This is a genomic window from Streptomyces sp. NPDC027663 (assembly GCF_055566415.1).
The window spans coordinates 249,290-266,704 of the sequence record NZ_JBVHSK010000007.1 but is presented as its reverse complement, the minus strand read 5'-3'; the positions used below and the strand labels follow the sequence as shown (position 1 = coordinate 266,704).

Genomic DNA, 17,415 nt, shown 5'->3' with positions numbered 1-17,415 from the left:
GACCGGGCCCCCGGTAAGCTCCGATTCCATGCCCGTGCAATGGGCCGGTCTGTCCCCGGAGTTGCTGCTGGCCGTCGACCGGAGCAGCGGCGAACAGCTGCGTGTCCAGCTGGAACGGCAGCTGCGGGAGGCGATCCGCAGCGGGCGGCTGCGGCAGGACGAGCGGCTGCCCTCCTCCCGTGAACTCGCCCGTGCCCTCCGCCTGTCCCGCGGCCTGGTCCAGGAGTGCTACGCCCAGCTGCGGGCCGAGGGATACCTGGTGACCCGCGGTGGTTCGGCCACCCGCGTAGCGCCCTGCGCCCCCGCGCCCGCCGCAGCCGCCCCGCCGCCCACCGGCACCTCACCGGCCGCCGCCCCACGCCTGATCGCCGACTTCCGGCACGGCGTGCCCGACCTGGCCTCCTTCCCACGCGCCGACTGGCTCTGGGCAGTCCGGGAGGCCGCCCGGGCCATGCCGACCGCGGACCTCGACTACGGGGACCCGTGCGGCAGCCCGGCCCTGCGCGAGGTCGTCGCCGGCTATCTCCGCAGGGTCCGCGCCGCCGTCGCCGAACCCGCACACACGGTCGTCGTCTCCGGCTACGTCCAGGGCCTCGGGCTCACCCTGCACGCCCTCGCCGACGCCGGCGTCCGCGCCGTCGCCTACGAGGACCCGGGAGCACCGGCCACCGTGACGGCGGCCGCCCGCGCGGCCGGCCTGACCGCGCTGCCGGTCCCGGTCGACGCACACGGCCTCGACGTCCGCGCGCTGGAGGCGGCCGGCGCCGGAGCGGTGGTCGTCACCCCGGCCCACCAGTGGCCGACGGGCGTGGTGCTGACGCCGGCCCGCCGCCGCGCCCTGGCCGCATGGGCGGTGCGCCGGGGCGGCTTCGTCATCGAGGACGACTACGACGCCGAGTTCCGCTACGACAAGGAGCCGGTCGGCGCGCTCCAGGGACTCGCGGCCGACCGTGTGATCTCGATCGGCACGGTCAGCAAGTCCCTGGCACCCGCGCTGCGGCTCGGCTGGCTGGTGTGTCCGCCCGCGCTCGTCGCGCCGCTCGCCGGGCTGAAGCGGATCACCGACCGCGGCACGCCCACCCTCGACCAGCTGGCTCTCGCCCTGCTGATCGAGTCCGGCCGCTACGACCGCCATCTGCGCCGGATGCGCACCCGGTACGCGGCCCGCCGGGAGGCCCTGCGCACCGCCCTCGCCGAGCATGCCCCCGCGGTACGCCTGACCGGGCTCGCGGCGGGCTTCCACGCCGTGGCGCACCTGCCGGACGGACTGGACGAGGACACGGTGGTCGCCGCCGCCCGCGCCCGCCGCGTCGGCCTGTACGGCATGAGCGCCTGCCGCGCCTCGCGGGCCCAGCGGCCGCCCCGGCTCGTCCTGGGCTTCGGCGATGTGCCCGAGCGCGCGATCACGGAGGGGATCGCGACCGTGGGGGACCTGCTCGGCTGACCGGTGCCCGGCCGGTCGACGCAGCGATTGCGGCATGCCGGCGCGTGCGGAAGATTTGACCGCATGTGCCGGACCTCCCTCCCGGAGCCGTGGTCGCGATGCCCGTAGCGGATGCCGAGACGGCGGTGCTGATCGTCGGCGGCGGACCCGTCGGGCTCACTGCGCGGGCGCTGCCGGCCCGTTGGGGCGTACGGACCCTGCTGGTCGAGAGACGCGGGGAGCTGTCCCCGTTCCCGCGCTCCCGGCTGGTCAACGTGCGGTCGATGGAGATCTTCCGGCGGCTCGGGCTCGCCGACAAGGATCGCCGCCCGCGCGTTCGCCCCCGAGTACGGCCGGGTCCGGTTCCGGGACACCCTGCACGGTCCCGACTTCGCCCTCGCCGCGATCACCGGCTCACCGCTCGCCGGCCGGTGAGCCGCCGCGCGTCACCACCGCGCCGTCACCGCGCTCCCCGCCCCGGGCAGTGGGAGTCACCGTGATCACAGCCGGGCCCGCTTCAGTGCCATGTGCAGCAGCAGGCGGTCCTCCCCGTCGTCCAGGTCAAGGCCGGTCAGCTGCTCCACCCGGGAGAGGCGGTAGTAGAGCGTCTGGCGGTGGATGCCCAGCTCGGAGGCGGTGCGGCCGGCCTGGCCCGCGCAGTCGAGATAGACCTCCGCGGTGCGGGCCAGCTCCCGCTGGGCGGGGGAGAGCAGCGGGCCGACCACGCGGTCGTGCGCGGCCTCCGGGGGCAGCCCGGTCAGCAGCCGGTACGGACCGATCCGCGCCCACTCCGCGACCGGGCCGAACCGCGGCTCGGCCAGTGCGGCGCGCGCCGCGGCGGCGGCCTCCCGCCACACCGTCCCCAGGTCGGTGAGGCCCGCGCGAGGGTCGCCGACCCCCGCGGCGCATCCGGTGCCGCCGGCGGCCCGGGCCGGGCCGGCGAATCCGGCGGAGGCGGCCGCGGCCACCCGGGCCCCGGCCCCGCGCGCCGCGCTCGCCCCCCGGTCCCCCTCGGCCTCCTGCAGCACCCGTGCGGCCGCTGTCAGTGCGGGCGTGCTCAGCTCCGCGGTCCGCAGCCGTACCAGCACGGCGAGGCTCTGCCCCGACGGCCCCCACGGAAGCGTGCACAGCGCCGTGGCGTGGGGGATCGTGCGGGCGGCCGGGGCGTCGTCCGGGTCGGCCGAGGGCCAGGGTGCGACGCAGACCAGCGTGTGCGGTCCGTCCGCGCGGGGGCCCAGCGCGGTGCGCAGGTCGGCCACCGCCATGTCCCGCTGCCAGTCGTGCTCGGCGGTGAGCACCGCCCGCAGTTCCCGGCTCAGCCCCGCCCCGGCCTGCGCCTCGTCGGCGAGCAGCGCACCGATCCGGTCCGCCACCTGCAGGGCGGCGTCCAGCTGGGGGTCCGTCGGCCCCGGATCGCCGTCCAGCAGCCAGACGTAGCCGAGGACGACGCCCCGATGGCGGACCGGCAGACAGATCCGGCCGCGGTAGACCCCCGCCTGCGGGCTCGCCGGGATCCGCACGGGCCCGGTCGCCCGCGTGATGCCGAAGCCCTCGAACCAGGAGCGCACGGCCGAGGTGGAGCGCCGGGTCAGGATCGAGCGGGTGCGCACCGGGTCCAGGTCGGAGGGATCCAGCTCGTCGCTGTCGTACGCGCCGAAGGCGATCAGCTCGAAGTCGCGGTTCTCCAGGGTCGCCGGGGCGCCCAGCAACTCCGAGATCTCGTCCACCAGCTCCTGGTAGTCCGCCCTGTATTCCGCTGCCACTCGGGCATTCTCCCGCATTTCCCGGCCGTCCTCATACATCTGTCTGAGAACCCGGGCACGGATGCGTGACAGCTGTCGATGGCCGACGATCGGAGAGATCCTTAGGTTTCACGGTGGTTCTCCGTGCCGTACCCGAATGGTCGGGTACCGGCCGTTCTGATGCTTGTCTGTGGAGGTGCCCCGTGCTGGGTCCCGTGATTCTCGCCGCGTCGCGCAGCGACCGGATGCGACGCCTGATCTCGGCGGCCCCGGTGACCAAGCAGGTCGTCGACCGCTTCATCCCCGGCGAGACCGTGTCCGACATCGTCCCGGTCATCGAGGACCTGACGGACAAGGGCCTGGAGCTGACGATGGACGTCGTCGGCGAGGACATCACCACCCCCGAGCAGGCCACCGCGGCCCGGGACGCCTACCTGGCGCTGATCGACCACCTCAGGGAACTGCAGCTCGGCGAGCGGGTCGAGATGTCGGTCAAGCTGTCCATGTTCGGCCAGGCGCTGGACGGCGGCCACGAGCTGGCCCTCGCCAACGTCCGCCCGGTCGTCGAGGCCGCCGCCGCCATCGGTACGACCGTCACCCTGGACGCCGAGGACCACACCACCCTGGACTCGATGTTCGCCATCCACGAGGAGCTGCGGAAGGACTTCCCGCAGACCGGCTGCGTCATCCAGGCCTACCTCTTCCGCACCGAGGCCGACGCCCGCCGCCTGGCCGCGTCCGGCAGCCGCGTGCGCCTGGTCAAGGGCGCCTACAAGGAGCCCGCCGAGGTCGCCTACCAGCAGAAGCACGAGATCGACAAGGCCTACGTGCGCATCCTGAGGACGCTGATGGAGGGCGAGGGCTACCCGATGATCGGGTCCCACGACCCGCGCCTGATCTCCATCGCGCAGGAGCTGGCCCACAAGGCCGGCCGTAAGCTCGACGAGTACGAGTTCCAGATGCTGTACGGCATCCGCAGCGACGAGCACCTGCGACTGGCCGCCGAGGGCCACCGCATGCGCGTCTACACCGCATACGGCACCGACTGGTACGGCTACTTCATGCGCCGTCTCGCCGAGAAGCCCGCGAACCTGCGCTTCTTCCTGCGCAGCATGGTCAGCAAGGGCTGAGCCCGAACACCCGCTCACGTACAAGGAGTTACGGATCTCATGGACGCTGTGACCCAGGTCCCCACCCCCGTCAACGAGCCGGTGCACGGCTACGCCCCCGGCTCTCCCGAGCGCTCCCGCCTGGAGGCCAAGCTCAAGGAGCTGGCCGGCAACCCGATCGACCTGCCGATGACCATCGGCGGCGAGAAGCGGATGGGCGGCGGCGAGACCATCCAGGTGGTCCAGCCGCACAACCACAAGGCCGTCATCGGCACCCTGCGCAACGCCACCGGGCAGGACGCGCAGGACGCCATCGACGCGGCTCTGGCCGCCGCGCCGGCCTGGCGCGCGATGGCCTTCGACGACCGCGCCGCGATCATCCTGCGCGCCGCCGAGCTGCTGGCCGGCCCCTGGCGCGAGACCATCGCCGCCTCCACCATGCTGGGCCAGTCCAAGACCGCCCAGCAGGCGGAGATCGACAGCCCCTGTGAGCTGGTCGACTTCTGGCGCTTCAACGTCCACTACGCCCGTCAGATCCTCGCCGAGCAGCCCCCGGCGAACTCGCCGGGCGTGTGGAACCGTCTGGACCACCGCCCGCTGGAGGGCTTCGTCTACGCGATCACGCCGTTCAACTTCAGCGCGATCGCCGCGAACCTGCCCACCGCCCCGGCCCTCATGGGCAACGTGGTGGTCTGGAAGCCGTCCCCGACCCAGACCCACGCGGCCGTCCTGCTCATGCAGCTGCTGGAGGAGGCGGGCCTGCCCAAGGGCGTCATCAACCTCGTCACCGGCGACGGCATCGAGGTCTCCAAGGTCGCCCTGGAGCACCGGGATCTCGCGGGCATCCACTTCACCGGCTCGACCAAGACCTTCCAGTACCTGTGGAAGACGGTCGGCAACAACATCGAGAAGTACCGCTCCTACCCGCGTCTGGTCGGCGAGACCGGCGGCAAGGACTTCCTGGTCGCCCACCCGAGCGCCGACCGCGCCGTGCTGAAGACCGCCCTGACCCGCGGTGCCTTCGAGTACCAGGGCCAGAAGTGCAGCGCCACCTCCCGCGCCTACATCCCGGCCTCCATCTGGAACTCGGGCTTCAAGGAGGAGTTCGCCGCCGAGGTCGACTACCTCACCATGGGTGACGTCACCGACCTCTCCAACTTCATCGGCGCCGTGATCGACGACCGTTCGTTCGCCAAGAACAAGGCCGCGATCGACCGTGCCAAGGAGGACCCGGCCTGCACGATCGTCGCGGGCGGCTCCTATGACGACTCGGTCGGCTACTTCGTCCGCCCGACCGTCATCGAGTGCACCGACCCGGAGAACGAGGTCTTCCGGACCGAGTACTTCGGCCCGATCCTCGCCGTGCACGTCTACGAGGACGAGAAGTACGACGAGATGCTGACCCAGATGGAGTCGGTGTCGGACTACGCCCTCACCGGCTCGGTCGTCTCCAACGACCGCGCGGCCGCGGCGTACACGATGGAGAAGCTCCGCTACGCCGCGGGCAACTTCTACATCAACGACAAGTCGACCGGCGCCGTCGTCGGCCAGCAGCCCTTCGGCGGCGGCCGCGCCTCCGGCACCAACGACAAGGCCGGTGCCCCGCAGAACCTGCTGCGCTGGACCCTGACCCGTGCCATCAAGGAGACCCTGGTCCCGCCGACCGACTACACCTACCCGCACATGGGCTGACCAGCCCCCTGCCACCCGCACACGGGCTGACCAGCCCCCTGCGACCACGGCCCGGAGAACCCGACCACCCGAGCGGGCTCTCCGGGCCGTGCCCAATTCCCGGCCCGTGCCCGGTGGCACGTGCGGCGGGCCGGACGGCGGCCACCGGCCGTGGCCGGAGCGCCGGGCGCGATACTGGCGCCATGACCCTTCGCCCGCGCCTCGCCCACACCGCAGACCTCGACCCGTCCGAACTCCGTGCCGTCCGAGCCCTGTTGGACGCGGCCTTCGACGGTGACCTCTCCGACGAGGACTTCGAGCACGGGCTGGGCGGCATGCACGCGCTCGTGCAGGACGGTGCCGGGCTCGCCGCGCACGGCTCGGTCGTGATGCGCCGGGTGCGGCACCGGGGGCGCTGGCTGCGCACCGGCTACGTGGAGGCCGTCGCCGTACGGGCCGACGTGCGGCGGACCGGGCTCGGCGGGCGTGTGATGTCCGGGCTGGAGCGGGTGATCGACCGGGCCTACGACGTCGGCGCGCTTTCCGCGAGCGACGAGGGCGCCCTGCTGTACCGGGCCCGGGGCTGGCAGCAGTGGCCCGGGCAGGTGCACGCGCTCTCGCCGGACGGGATCGTGCGGCTGCCGGACGAGGAGGGGGACGTGTACGTGCGGCCGGCCCTCGCCGGACCGCTCGATCCCGCCGGGGAGCTGGTCCTCGACTGGCGCGACGGTGACATCGCCTGACGGCGGTTCCGACGGCCCGGACCAGGATCCTGCCGGTGTTGCCACCGTGCGGCACCGGCAGCGGCGCGTCCCCGATCCGTTCGCTGTGCGACCACCGCGGAACCGGCCGCCACGTCGGCCGGACGAGGCCTGATCCGGATCCTGCGCGCCCTCGGCCGGTGGTACCCCGAACGCACGAAGACGCAGCTCAGGGGGGTGTGAACCGCTTCGCCGTCTCAGATAGTAGGAAGTCCGAGTAATTGTGCAGACAGACATGGGCGGCTCGCTTAAGTTTGTAGGAGCCGAACGTCTCGCTCGATCCAGCGAATGGCGGTCGTGAGCCGGCCCGTGCAGGCAACCCCTGCGGCCGACGCTCCCCGCCTCTTCCGGCGTCTCGAAACCCCCTTGCCGTGCTCCACGTTCGCCGAAGGAGTCGATTCCCATGGCCGAGACGACCGTCCGCCGCGTCCGCCACGTGTCCCGCGTCAGCGAGTCCGACCGCAAGAACGCCGCCGCCGCGCTCCAGCGTGCCCTGGACCGCCGGGACAACGGCGGCTCGACCGGCCACTGAGCCGGACCACCGCCCGGGAGCCGCACCCTCCCGCTCCCGGCTTCGCCCGAGCGGGAGGACCCCGCGGGGCGCGGCGTGGCCCTCACCCGCCGCGCCGCACCTCGAAGTGGTCGATCCGCTGCCCGTCCTGCCCCAGCGCGGACACCGCGAGCCGCGGCGACGTGCCGGCCCGCACCTCCACCGAGAGCAGCGAGAAACCGGTGTAGCGCACCCGGGACCACTCCACCGTCTCCGGCGCGCGGTCCTTGCTCTTCGTCCAGGCGAAGGTCCGCACCGCCTCGTGCCGGGTGACGTGCCCCTCGTAGCTGTCCTTGACGCCGTAGGGGAAGCCGTACAGGTCCCGGCCTCCGCCGCCCGCGGTGACGTACACGGTGCCGTCCCGGGTGGGGTCGGTGGAACCGCCGACGGGCACCGGCCGGCCGACCTTCCCGGCCTTGATCGCGTCCGTGCGCTCGTACACATGGTTGTGCCCGTTGATCACCAGGTCCACCTGGTGCTTCGCGAACAGCGGCAGCCACTCCCGGCGCACGCCCCCGTCCGAGGCGTGCTGGGAGGTGGAGTAGGCGCAGTGGTGGAAGAAGACGACCACGAAGTCGATGCCGTCGGCGGCCCGCAGCCGGCGCAGCGTCCGGTCCAGCCAGGCCGTCTGCCGGCCGCCGCTGAGCCCGAGGTTGGCGGGGATCTCGTACGACACGTCGTTGGCGTCCAGCGCGACGAAGGCGGCGTTGCCGTAGGTGAAGGTGTACGCGCCCGGTGTGCCGTGCGGGTCGAAGCCCGTCTCCGGCAGGGAGAACCGGGCCAGCTGGCCGCCGTAGCCGTCCGGCGAGTACCAGGCCTCCATGTCGTGGTTGCCGGTCGTCACCATCCACGGCACCGACCGGGCGACCGGCTCGTTCTGCTTCAGGAACAGGTCCCAGAAGCCGGGGTCGTAGCCGTCCGACTTCTTCCCGGCCCCGTTGACGTCCGCGTAGCAGATGTCACCGGCGTGCAGATGGAACGCGGGCTTCTGCCGCAGCACCAGATCGTCGTTGGTGTGCGCCGCCCGGCCCACGCCCTGGTCGCCGAAGGCCGTGAACACGAACCGCTCCGGACGCGCGGGCGCCGTGCGGAACGAGGCGATGGCCGGGCGGTGGGCGGCGGCGGTGGGCTCCCAGCCGTCGTGGCCGACGCCGTAGTAGTACGTCGTGCCGGGCGTGAGACCGTCCACGGCCGCGTGCACGTAGTACTGCTCCAGTGCGGGCCGCACCCCCTGCACGCCGGGCGTGTGCAGCGGGCGCACCTCGGCCGGGACCCGGCGCCCGAGGTCGTCGGGGCGCAGGCCGATGCGCACGTACGGCCGCTTCACCGCGAACGGCACCTGCCACGAGATCCGCATCTGCTTCCCCGGGTCGGCGCCGAAGGCCAGATGCCGGCCGAACGGGCGGACCACCGAGCCGGGCGCCTGCGAGCCGGCCGGGGCGGGGACCCGGGTGCCGGCCGCGCCGGGCCTCCCGCTGGACGTGGCCGCACATCCCGTCAGCAGGCCGCCCGCCAGCGCGCCCGCCGTCACCAGGGTGCGGCGGGGCAGCACGCGGGTGCGCAGGTACTCGTACTGCTCGGCCATGCTCAGCCGCTCGGCGAGCGGGCGAGGGATGCCGACGTCAGGGGTCTCCATGTGGGGGAACCTTCCACCGGAGCCCAACACCCTTCCCACGTACGGGTGAACGCCGGTCGACGGGACGACACCCGCAACCCATCCGGGTGTCCGCATGCCGGACAGGGTGTGTCATCCCATGGGACGAGGAGTAGGGTGCCGACATGTCTCGCAGCATCAATCTCGCAGTGATCCCCGGTGACGGCATCGGCCAGGAGGTCGTGGCCGAGGGTCTGAAGGTCCTCTCCGCCGTCCTGCCGCAGGATGTGAAGCTGGAGACCAAGGAGTACGACTTCGGCGCCAAGCGCTACCACGCCACCGGTGAGACCCTCACCGACGCCGACCTGGAACAGCTCAAGCAGCACGACGCCATCCTGCTCGGCGCGATCGGCGACCCGTCGGTGCCGTCCGGCGTCCTGGAGCGCGGCTTCCTGCTCAAGCTCCGCTTCGCCTTCGACCACCACGTCAACCTGCGTCCGTCGAAACTGCTCCCGGGTGTCGCCACCCCGCTCGCCGGCCAGCCGGAGATCGACTTCGTCGTCGTCCGCGAGGGCACCGAGGGCCCGTACACGGGCAACGGCGGCACCATCCGCAAGGGCACCGAGCACGAGGTCGCCACCGAGGTGTCCGTCAACACCGCCTACGGCGTCGAGCGCGTCGTCCGTGACGCCTTCGCCCGCGCCCAGGCCCGCCCGCGCAAGAAGCTCACGCTGGTCCACAAGAACAACGTGCTGACCTTCGCCGGGCACCTGTGGACGAACGTCTTCAACACGGTGGCCCGGGAGTTCCCCGAGGTCACCACCGACTACATCCACGTCGACGCGGCGACGATCTACCTCGTCACCGACCCGGGCCGCTTCGACGTCATCGTCACCGACAACCTCTTCGGCGACATCATCACCGACCTCGCCGCGGCCGTCTCCGGCGGCATCGGCGTGGCCGCGAGCGGGAACATCAACCCCTCCCGCGAGTTCCCCTCGATGTTCGAGCCGGTCCACGGTTCCGCGCCCGACATCGCCGGCCAGGGCAAGGCCGACCCCACCGCCACCGTCCTGTCCGTCGCCCTTCTGCTGCGCCACCTCGGCTACGACGCCGAGGCCGGCCGCATCGACGCGGCGGTCACCGCCGACCTCACCGAGCGCGCAGGCAAGCCCGCCCGCTCCACTTCCGAGATCGGCGACGCGCTCGCCGTACGCGTAGCCGGCTGACCCGCCGCGCTACACAGCAAGCCGCCGGGTCGCAACCGCACCCGGCGGCTTTTCCTGTGCCTCGCCGGGTGCCACCATCAACCCCTGGGCCGCTTCACCCCGATTCCGTCCGCTACCGCCCCCGCGCGATAATCGAACGCGGGGCCGCGTCATGAGGGAATGCTCGGACGTCCTAGCACCGACGACCGTCAGTACAGGCGTGAGCGCGACCCGTCACTACAACCGGTGAAGGACAACCACTGATGACGACGCCCACGATCGAGCTCAAGCCGTCCGCCAGCCCGCTCGCCGCTGCCGAGCGCGAGGCGATCCTGGCCAGCCCCGGCTTCGGCCGCCACTTCACCGACCACATGGTGACGATCAAGTGGACCGAGGGCCGCGGCTGGCACGACGCCCAGCTCGTTCCGTACGGCCCGATCTCCCTGGACCCCTCCACTCACGTCCTGCACTACGGCCAGGAGATCTTCGAGGGCCTGAAGGCCTACCGCCAGCCCGACGGCTCGGTCGCTCTGTTCCGCCCCGAGGCCAACGCCCGCCGCTTCCGCAACTCCGCCCGCCGCATGGCCATGGCCGAGCTGCCCGAAGAGCTGTTCATCGCGGCGCTGGACGCGCTGCTCACCCAGGACGCCGACTGGGTCCCGCCGCACGGCGGCGAGGCGTCCCTGTACCTGCGGCCGTTCATGTTCGCCACGGAGGCCGCGCTCGGCGTGCACCCGGCGAACGAGTACCTGTTCATGCTGATCGCCTCCCCGTCCGGCGCGTACTTCGCCGGCGGCGTGAAGCCGGTCACCATCTGGATCTCCGAGGACCACGTGCGCGCCGTCCCGGGCGGCACCGGCGACGCCAAGACCGGCGGCAACTACGCCGCGTCCCTGCTGCCGCAGGCCGAGGCCGCCGCGCACGGCTGCGACCAGGTCGTCTACCTCGACGCGGTCACCCGCACCAAGGTCGAGGAGAGCGGCAGCATGAACGTCGCCTTCGTCTACGGCGACCGGATCGTCACCCCGTCGCTCACCGGCTCCATCCTGGAGGGCATCACCCGCGACTCCCTCCTCCAGGTCGCCCGTGACCTCGGCTACACCGCCGAGGAAGGCGTGGTCACGCTCCAGCAGTGGCGCGAGGACGCCGCGTCCGGCGCGCTCACCGAGGTTTTCGCCTGCGGTACGGCGGCCGTGGTCACCCCGATCGGCCACGCCAAGACCAAGACGGACCAGTGGACCCACGGCGACGGCACGCCCGGCCCGGTCACCCAGCGGCTGCGCGAGGCCCTGCTCGGCATCCAGCGCGGCATGACCGAGGACAAGCACGGCTGGATGCACAGGATCGGCTGACGCCTTCTCCGACCGTCGCGGCGGTGACCGACACCCCTTGTGACCGCCGCGACGGCGCCCGGCCCCGATGGCGGTGACCGGCGGTGCCCGACGGCCTCGGCCGGGTCCGGCACCGCCGAGCCGTGCCGCCGGGCCGTGCCGTCGGGGCCGTCCGCCGCTGCGGCGGACGGACCGGTGCCGGCCGGCTTCCCGTGCGAGGGCGCCGACCGGATCAGGGTGCGGGTGAGGAGACCTCGCTCTCGGTGCGGACCGGTTCCTTGCCGAGTTCGAGGCGGGCCGGCACGGGCCGGGGCGTGAGCACCAGGTACACCAGTCCGCCGACCGCGCCCGACAGCAGGAAGCTGCAGTCCACGCCGCCCGTCAGCGTCAGCAGTGGGCCCTCGTACGACGGCAGGGACACCGCCAGCAGGCCGACCACGGCGCCGGCCGCCCAGGCCGCGGCGGCCTGCACGTTCCAGCCCGCCCGGTACCAGTAGACCCCGCCGTGCGAGCGGCGGTTGAAGACCTGCAGGGCGTCGGCGTCGTACACCCCGCGGCAGCGGGCGAAGCCGATGAGGGTGATGACCGCCCAGGGGGTGCCGATGGCGGTGAGCAGCAGGACGAAGGACGTCATCGCCGACTGGGCGTTCCAGGCGTAGTGTCCGGCGAAGACGCAGGCGGTGGCGACGACGGCCACGGTGTGGGTGGCGCGGGCGCGGGAGGCGCGGGGAAGGATCGCGTCCAGGTCCAGGCCCATGGAGTACAGCATCAGCCCCGCGTTGCCGACCGAGCCGGCCGTGGCGGCCAGCAGCAGCGGCACCAGGTACCAGGCAGGGGAGGCGGCGACCAGCGGTCCGGCGTAGTCGGTGGCCGCGCGGGCCGCGTACGCCGTGAAGGTGCCGAACAGCTGCGGTACCAGCAGGCCCAGGATCAGGCCGAGCCAGGTGGCGTGCAGGACGCGCCTGCCGCTGTGCCGGGCGGGGGAGATGTAGCGGGTGTAGTCGCCCAGGAGGGTGATGAAGGCGATGGGACCGGACAGGCCGGCCGCCACCGCGGCCAGGAACCAGGTGGGCCAGAAGGAGCCCAGCAGGTAGCCGCCCGCCTCGGGCAGCGCGGCGGTGGTGAAGTGCGGGGCGTAGGCGAGGACGCCGAGGAGCAGCAGGGCCGTCATGCCGATCGCGAGGACGCGGGACATGGCGAGCAGGACGCGGTAGCCGTAGACCGCGCCCGCGACGGTCGCCGCGGCGAGCACCGCGTAGACGAGGGCGTACGAGACCCCGTCCGCCGGCACCCCGAAGAGCCGGCCGAGGACCGTCAGCATCACGTCCCCGCCGATCCACACCGTCAGGGCGGTGTAGCCGAGGGCCAGCAGCAGTCCGACCACCGAGCCGACCAGCCGGCCCCGCACGCCGAACTGGGCGCCGGAGGACGTGGACAGGTTGGTCGCGGTGCGCAGGGAGACCAGCGCGAGCGGTGCCGTGAAGAGGGTGCCGACGACCGTGCCCGCCACGATCGCGCTCACCGACGCCCACCAGCCGAGCCCGAAGGACGGCGGCAGCCAGCCGAAGATGATCACCCCGAGACAGAGGTTGGAGCCGAGCAGGATCGAGACGAGGTCGCGTGGACCGCTGGTCCGCTCCTCGTCCGGGATGGTGTCGACTCCGCGCTGTTCTATCGGCATGGCTGGTCTCCTTCGACGGCCGCCTCTTCCGGTTTGAGCGACGTTCAATGTGGCGTGAACTGCTGGTGCGGGTCAATGCTTCTGTTTCATGAAATCTGTGTTTAGAGTGATGCTCTAAAGTGTGGAAGGCAAGGAGGTGCCGCGTCGTGAGACTGACCCCCACGGAACGTGACCGGCTGCTGCTCTTCGGAGCCGCGGAGCTGGCCCGGGCCCGCCGGGCACGCGGCCGCAGGCTGAACGTGCCGGAGGCAACCGCGCTGATCGCGGACACCGTCTGCGAGGCCGCCCGGGACGGACGACGGCTCGCGGAGGCCATCGAGGCGGCCCGGTCGGTGCTCGGCCCCGAGGACGTCCTGCCGGGCGTCGCCGACGTCGTCACCGAGGTGATGGTCGAGGCCGTCTTCGACGACGGCTCCCGGCTCGCGGTCGTTTCCGACCCCATCGGCGGCGGCCTCGGCGAGCGGGCCCCGGGCGCGCTGCTCCCCGGCCCCGAGCACGCCGACCCGCAGCCGGCCGTCCGGCTCCGCGTCACCAACACCGCGACCGTGCCGGTCTCCGTCACCTCCCACTTCCACTTCTTCGAGGCCAACCCGCGCCTCGACTTCGACCGAGCGCAGGCCTACGGCATGCGGCTCGCCGTCCCCGCGGGCTCCTCGGTCCGCTTCGGGCCGGGCGAGAGCGAGGAGATCGGGCTCGTGCCGATCGGAGGCGAGCGCATCGCGATCGGTTTCGCGGGCCTGGTCGACGGGCCGCTGGACGCGCCCGGAGCCAAGGAAGAGGCCCTGCGCAGGGCCGCCGCCTGCGGATACCTCGGAGTGACGCCGGAAGGAGGGGAGGAGCGATGAGCCGCTCGAAGGGACGAGAGGTGAGCCGGTCGATCCACGTCGACCCGCATGCCTACGCAGCCACCCACGGCCCCCGCGCCGGCGACCGCATCCGCCTCGGCGACTCCGGGCTGACCGTCCGCGTGGAGTCCGACTCCCAGAAGTACGGCGACGAGTTCCTCGCCGGCTTCGGCAAGACCGCCCGCGACGGGCTGCACCTGAAGGCCGCCGCCGTCCGCGAGACCTGCGACGTCGTGATCAGCAACGTCGTCGTGATCGACGCGGTCCAGGGCATCCGCAAGGTGTCCATCGGCATCCGTGAGGGCCGCATCTGCGCGATCGGGCGGGCCGGCAACCCGGACACCCTCGACGGCGTGGACGTCGTCGTCGGCACGGGTACGTCGATCGTGTCCGGCGAGGGGCTCATCGCCACCGCCGGGGCCGTCGACACCCACGTCCACCTGCTGTCGCCGCGCATCATGGAGGCCTCCCTCGCCTCCGGAGTGACCACGATCATCGGTCAGGAGTTCGGCCCGGTCTGGGGCGTCGGCGTCAACTCGCCGTGGGCCCTGAAGCACGCCTTCAACGCCTTCGACGCCTGGCCGGTCAACATCGGCTTCCTGGGCCGGGGCTCGTCCTCGCACGGCGCGCCGCTGATCGAGGCCCTCGCCGAGGGCGGCGCATCGGGCTTCAAGGTGCACGAGGACATGGGCGCCCACACCCGCGCCCTGGACACCGCCCTCCGGGTGGCCGAGGAGCACGACGTCCAGGTCGCCCTGCACAGCGACGGCCTGAACGAGTGCCTCTCCGTCGAGGACACCCTGCGCGTCCTGGAGGGCCGCACCATCCACGCCTTCCACATCGAGGGCTGCGGCGGCGGTCATGTGCCCAACGTGCTGAAGATGGCCGGCGTCCCGAACGTCATCGGCTCCTCCACCAACCCCACCCTGCCCTTCGGCCGGGACGCGGTCGCCGAGCACTACGGCATGATCGTCTCCGTCCACGACCTGAAGACCGACCTGCCCGGAGACGCGGCCATGGCCCGCGACCGTATCCGGGCCGGCACGATGGGCGCCGAGGACGTGCTGCACGACCTGGGCGCGATCGGCATCACCTCCTCCGACGCCCAGGGCATGGGCCGGGCCGGTGAGACGGTCCGCCGCACGTTCGCCATGGCCGGCAAGATGAAGGCCGAGCTGGGGCCCCTGCTCCCCCATGACGGGGAGGGCGGCGACGGCGAGGGCGACGACAACGCCCGCGTCCTGCGCTACATGGCGAAGCTGACCATCAACCCCGCCATCGCGCACGGCCTCTCCCACGAGGTCGGCTCGATCGAGCCCGGCAAGCTCGCCGACATCGTGCTGTGGCGGCCGGAGTACTTCGGCGCCAAGCCGCAGCTCGTCCTCAAGGCCGGCTTCCCCGCCTACGGCGTGGTCGGTGACCCCAACGCGGCCACCGACACCTGCGAACCCCTCGTGCTGGGCCCGCAGTTCGGCTCGTACGGCGCCACCGCCGCAGACATCTCGGTCGCCTTCGTCGCCCGGGCCGCCGTCGACCAGGGCAACGACACCATGCCGACGCGCCGCCGCCGGGTCGCCGTGCGCGGCACCCGCGGCATCGGCCCCGCCGACCTGCGGCTCAACGCCCGCGTCGGAGCGGTCGACGTCGACCAGCGCACCGGCCTGGTCACCCTCGACGGCGACCCGCTGCGCTCCGAGCCCGCCGACTCCGTCTCCCTCAACCGCCTCTACTTCCTCTAAGGACCCGCGACATGAGCACCCCCGCCGCCGACGGCTTCCGGATGCCCGCCGAGTGGACCCCGCACGAGCGGACCTGGATGGCGTGGCCCAGCCCGAACCCCACCTTCGACGACCCGGACGACCTCCGCCTGTCCCGCATGGCCTGGGCGTCGGTGGCCCGCGCCGTCCTCCGCTTCGAACCGGTGACGGTGGTGTGCGGCCCCGGCCAGTCCGCGGACGCCCAGGCGCTGCTCGGCCCGGGTGTCGACACCGTCGAGCGGGAGCTGGACGACGCCTGGATGCGCGACATCGGGCCCACCTTCCTGACCGACGGCAAGGGTGCACTGGCCGCCGTCGACTGGACGTTCAACGGCTGGGGCGCCCAGGACTGGGCCCGCTGGGAGCACGACTCCAAGATCGCCGCGTACGTCTCCGACCTCGCGGGCGCGAAGACGTACGCCTCGAAGCTGGTCAACGAGGGCGGCGCGATCCACGTCGACGGCGAGGGCACCGTGCTGCTCACCGAGACTGTGCAGCTCGGTCCCGAGCGCAACCCGCACTGGTCGAAGGAGGAGGTCGAGGCGGAGATCCACGCCCACCTCGGCACGCAGAAGGCGATCTGGCTGCCGCGCGGCCTCACCGGCGACTACCCTCCCTACGGCTTCGGCACCCTCGGCCACGTCGACATCGTGGCCGCCTTCGCCCGCCCCGGTGTCGTGGTCGCCCACCACCAGCCCGACCCGGCCCACCCCGACCACGAGGTCACCAAGGAGGTCATCGGCCGGCTGAAGTCCGCGACCGACGCCCGCGGCCGCAGGCTGGAGGTCGTCGAGGTGCCCGCCCCGACCGTCCTGGAGGCGGACGGCCACTGGGCCGACTACTCCTACATCAACCACTACCTCTGCAACGGCGGAGTCGTGCTGTGCGGCTTCGACGACCCGCGCGACGAGATCGCCGCGGGCATCTTCCGGCGCCTGTTCCCCGAGCGGACGGTGACCCTGGTGGATGCACGTACGATCTTTGCGGGTGGGGGCGGCATCCACTGCATCACCCAGCAGCAGCCGAAGGCATGAACCTGTAGGAGTCAGTGATGGCCGGTGCGGCACGGGCGCGGAAGAACGCGCCGCCGCGCGAGGAGATGCTCGCCGCCGCCATGGCCATGATCGCCGAGCGCGGTCTGGAGAAACTCACCATGGCGGGGCTCGGCCGTGAGGTCGGGATGAGCAGCGGCCACCTGCTGTACTACTTCCACTCCAAGGACGAGCTGCTGCTGCAGACCCTGGAGTGGAGCGAGGGCCGGCTGGGCGCGGAGCGCGCCCGGCTGCTCAACCGGCCGGAACCGGCCCGGGACCGGCTGGCGGCCTATGTCGACCTGTACGTGCCCGACGGCCACCGCGATCCGCACTGGACGCTGTGGCTGGAGGTCTGGAACCGCTCGCAGAACGCCGACGAGGAGGCCCGCGGCCGGCAGGCCGCCATCGAGAGCGCCTGGCACCGGGATCTGGTCGCCCTGATCGCGGAGGGGATCTCGCGCGGTGAGTTCCGGCGGGTCGACGCGGACCGCTTCGCGGCGAGGTTGCGGGCGTTGCTCGACGGTTTCTCCATCCACGTCGCCATCGGGCTGCGCGGTACGGATCGGGAGCAGATCCTCTCGCACGTGCGGGAGTTCATCTCGGATGCGCTGCTCGGTACGGCCGGCTGAACGCCGACGCCGTCGGGCTCCGGCGGGTAGGCCACTGCGGGCCGGCCGTGGCCGGTCGCGCAGTTCCTCGCGCCCCTTCG

Annotated in this window: 15 protein-coding genes; 12 read left to right on the top strand and 3 right to left on the bottom strand. The window is 72.5% G+C overall.

From position 1 onward, the window contains the following. The first annotated feature begins 28 nt into the window (after positions 1 to 28). Both pdxR and ACZ4SF_RS21205 read left to right on the top strand, forming a co-directional pair. Positions 29 to 1,444, top strand: a complete 1,416-nt coding sequence (gene pdxR, locus ACZ4SF_RS21210; RefSeq protein WP_468386560.1) for a MocR-like pyridoxine biosynthesis transcription factor PdxR — start codon at positions 29 to 31, stop codon at positions 1,442 to 1,444. 98 nt (positions 1,445 to 1,542) lie between these two features. Then, a complete protein-coding gene (locus ACZ4SF_RS21205) occupies positions 1,543 to 1,923 on the top strand; it encodes an FAD-dependent monooxygenase (protein WP_468386558.1) in 381 nt (126 codons plus the stop codon). On the opposite strand, the gene ACZ4SF_RS21200 is transcribed toward ACZ4SF_RS21205, so the two are convergent. Beyond that, positions 1,924 to 3,204 carry a PucR family transcriptional regulator gene (locus tag ACZ4SF_RS21200; protein ID WP_468386555.1) on the bottom strand — a complete coding sequence of 427 codons (1,281 nt, stop codon included), beginning with the start codon at positions 3,202 to 3,204 and terminating at the stop codon, positions 1,924 to 1,926. A gap of 164 nt (positions 3,205 to 3,368) precedes the next feature. Here ACZ4SF_RS21200 and ACZ4SF_RS21195 point away from each other — a divergent pair, with 164 nt between their 5' ends. From ACZ4SF_RS21195 to ACZ4SF_RS21180, 4 genes are all read left to right on the top strand, one after another. After that, a complete protein-coding gene (locus tag ACZ4SF_RS21195; protein WP_468386553.1) occupies positions 3,369 to 4,295 on the top strand; it encodes a proline dehydrogenase family protein in 927 nt (308 codons plus the stop codon). Between the two features lie 39 nt (positions 4,296 to 4,334). Further along, positions 4,335 to 5,966, top strand: coding sequence for an L-glutamate gamma-semialdehyde dehydrogenase (gene pruA / locus ACZ4SF_RS21190; RefSeq protein ID WP_468386550.1), 1,632 nt, complete (start codon positions 4,335 to 4,337; stop codon positions 5,964 to 5,966). 182 nt (positions 5,967 to 6,148) lie between these two features. Continuing rightward, on the top strand, positions 6,149 to 6,688 hold the full coding sequence (locus tag ACZ4SF_RS21185; protein ID WP_468386547.1) for a GNAT family N-acetyltransferase: 540 nt from the start codon (positions 6,149 to 6,151) through the stop codon (positions 6,686 to 6,688). Positions 6,689 to 7,109: 421 nt separating this feature from the next. After that, on the top strand, positions 7,110 to 7,238 hold the full coding sequence (locus ACZ4SF_RS21180) for a hypothetical protein (protein ID WP_468386545.1): 129 nt from the start codon (positions 7,110 to 7,112) through the stop codon (positions 7,236 to 7,238). Positions 7,239 to 7,320: 82 nt separating this feature from the next. Here ACZ4SF_RS21180 and ACZ4SF_RS21175 read toward each other — a convergent pair whose 3' ends face one another. Next, a complete protein-coding gene (locus ACZ4SF_RS21175) occupies positions 7,321 to 8,892 on the bottom strand; it encodes a purple acid phosphatase family protein (RefSeq protein WP_468386542.1) in 1,572 nt (523 codons plus the stop codon). A 143-nt stretch (positions 8,893 to 9,035) separates the two neighbouring features. On the opposite strand from ACZ4SF_RS21175, the gene ACZ4SF_RS21170 reads away from it, so the two are divergent. Both ACZ4SF_RS21170 and ACZ4SF_RS21165 read left to right on the top strand, forming a co-directional pair. Next, the gene (locus ACZ4SF_RS21170) at positions 9,036 to 10,079 is read left to right on the top strand and encodes a 3-isopropylmalate dehydrogenase (RefSeq protein ID WP_468386539.1); all 1,044 of its coding nucleotides are present in this window, start codon (positions 9,036 to 9,038) and stop codon (positions 10,077 to 10,079) included. Between the two features lie 242 nt (positions 10,080 to 10,321). Next, complete coding sequence (locus ACZ4SF_RS21165) at positions 10,322 to 11,410, top strand: branched-chain amino acid aminotransferase (protein WP_468386537.1); 1,089 nt, start codon at positions 10,322 to 10,324, stop codon at positions 11,408 to 11,410. 211 nt (positions 11,411 to 11,621) lie between these two features. On the opposite strand, the gene ACZ4SF_RS21160 is transcribed toward ACZ4SF_RS21165, so the two are convergent. Beyond that, a complete protein-coding gene (locus ACZ4SF_RS21160; RefSeq protein ID WP_468386534.1) occupies positions 11,622 to 13,070 on the bottom strand; it encodes a cytosine permease in 1,449 nt (482 codons plus the stop codon). Positions 13,071 to 13,216: 146 nt separating this feature from the next. Here ACZ4SF_RS21160 and ureA point away from each other — a divergent pair, with 146 nt between their 5' ends. From ureA to ACZ4SF_RS21140, 4 genes are read left to right on the top strand one after another with little or no spacing between them, the layout of a single operon-like run. Next, positions 13,217 to 13,915, top strand: coding sequence for an urease subunit gamma (gene ureA / locus ACZ4SF_RS21155; protein WP_468386533.1), 699 nt, complete (start codon positions 13,217 to 13,219; stop codon positions 13,913 to 13,915). Further along, on the top strand, positions 13,912 to 15,654 hold the full coding sequence (locus ACZ4SF_RS21150) for an urease subunit alpha (RefSeq protein ID WP_468386530.1): 1,743 nt from the start codon (positions 13,912 to 13,914) through the stop codon (positions 15,652 to 15,654). The genes ureA and ACZ4SF_RS21150 overlap by 4 nt, the downstream gene beginning before the upstream one ends. 11 nt (positions 15,655 to 15,665) lie before the next feature. Further along, positions 15,666 to 16,706: an agmatine deiminase family protein gene (locus ACZ4SF_RS21145; RefSeq protein WP_468386528.1), complete on the top strand. Its 1,041-nt coding sequence runs from the start codon at positions 15,666 to 15,668 to the stop codon at positions 16,704 to 16,706. A gap of 17 nt (positions 16,707 to 16,723) precedes the next feature. Continuing rightward, a complete protein-coding gene (locus tag ACZ4SF_RS21140; RefSeq protein ID WP_468386526.1) occupies positions 16,724 to 17,335 on the top strand; it encodes a TetR/AcrR family transcriptional regulator in 612 nt (203 codons plus the stop codon). The last annotated feature ends 80 nt before the right edge of the window (positions 17,336 to 17,415 follow it).

Coding starts and splice junctions, on each gene's coding strand:
- ACZ4SF_RS21150 (WP_468386530.1), top strand. CDS start 13,912: ATGAGCCGCTCGAAGGGACGAGAGGTGAGCCGGTCGATCCACGTCGAC.
- pruA (WP_468386550.1), top strand. CDS start 4,335: ATGGACGCTGTGACCCAGGTCCCCACCCCCGTCAACGAGCCGGTGCAC.
- ACZ4SF_RS21185 (WP_468386547.1), top strand. CDS start 6,149: ATGACCCTTCGCCCGCGCCTCGCCCACACCGCAGACCTCGACCCGTCC.
- ACZ4SF_RS21160 (WP_468386534.1), bottom strand. CDS start 13,070: ATGCCGATAGAACAGCGCGGAGTCGACACCATCCCGGACGAGGAGCGG.
- ACZ4SF_RS21145 (WP_468386528.1), top strand. CDS start 15,666: ATGAGCACCCCCGCCGCCGACGGCTTCCGGATGCCCGCCGAGTGGACC.
- ACZ4SF_RS21200 (WP_468386555.1), bottom strand. CDS start 3,204: ATGCGGGAGAATGCCCGAGTGGCAGCGGAATACAGGGCGGACTACCAG.
- ACZ4SF_RS21170 (WP_468386539.1), top strand. CDS start 9,036: ATGTCTCGCAGCATCAATCTCGCAGTGATCCCCGGTGACGGCATCGGC.
- ACZ4SF_RS21165 (WP_468386537.1), top strand. CDS start 10,322: ATGACGACGCCCACGATCGAGCTCAAGCCGTCCGCCAGCCCGCTCGCC.
- pdxR (WP_468386560.1), top strand. CDS start 29: ATGCCCGTGCAATGGGCCGGTCTGTCCCCGGAGTTGCTGCTGGCCGTC.
- ACZ4SF_RS21175 (WP_468386542.1), bottom strand. CDS start 8,892: ATGGAGACCCCTGACGTCGGCATCCCTCGCCCGCTCGCCGAGCGGCTG.
- ACZ4SF_RS21140 (WP_468386526.1), top strand. CDS start 16,724: ATGGCCGGTGCGGCACGGGCGCGGAAGAACGCGCCGCCGCGCGAGGAG.
- ACZ4SF_RS21180 (WP_468386545.1), top strand. CDS start 7,110: ATGGCCGAGACGACCGTCCGCCGCGTCCGCCACGTGTCCCGCGTCAGC.
- ACZ4SF_RS21205 (WP_468386558.1), top strand. CDS start 1,543: ATGCCCGTAGCGGATGCCGAGACGGCGGTGCTGATCGTCGGCGGCGGA.